Annotated in this window: 1 protein-coding gene; it reads left to right on the top strand. The window is 47.8% G+C overall.

Features of this window, described 5'->3' with window-relative positions; genetic code table 11:
* Positions 1-558, top strand: a 558-nt coding sequence (truA, locus tag R7P74_RS28415; RefSeq protein WP_318124034.1) for a tRNA pseudouridine(38-40) synthase TruA, incomplete at both ends; no start/stop codon positions are given.

Here is a 558-nt window from a genome sequence, read left to right as displayed (position 1 = left end):
GAAAGCGTTGTCCATCGTTGCGAACCACCCTGTCGAAGTGCAGTGTGCAGGTCGTACTGATGCGGGTGTACATGGTACGGGACAAGTTGTTCACTTTGATACCAACGTTAATCGAAAAATGGTGGCTTGGACGATGGGCGCAAATGCGAACATGCCAAGTGACATCGCTGTTCGCTGGGCAAAAGAAGTTCCTGATGACTTCCATGCGCGATTCTCAGCAACAGCGCGTCGTTACCGCTACATCATTTTTAATCACGCATTGCGCCCAGGCATTTTGAGCTCGGGTGTGAGCCATTATCACGGCGAGCTAGATGAAAAGAAAATGCATGAAGCCGGGCAATATTTGTTAGGTGAAAATGACTTTTCATCATTCCGTGCAGCGCATTGTCAATCGTTGAGTCCGTGCCGTAATTTGATGCACCTAAACGTCACTCGTCATGGTGATTATGTTGTTATCGACATTAAAGCGAACGCGTTCGTTCACCACATGGTTCGAAACATCACAGGTAGCCTGATTAAAGTCGGTCGTGGTGAAGAAAAACCAGAGTGGATCAAGTG

Source organism: Vibrio sp. 2033, from assembly GCF_033339735.1.
The sequence above is the reverse complement of the archived record's forward strand: the minus strand, read 5'-3'. Positions and strand labels throughout refer to the sequence as shown.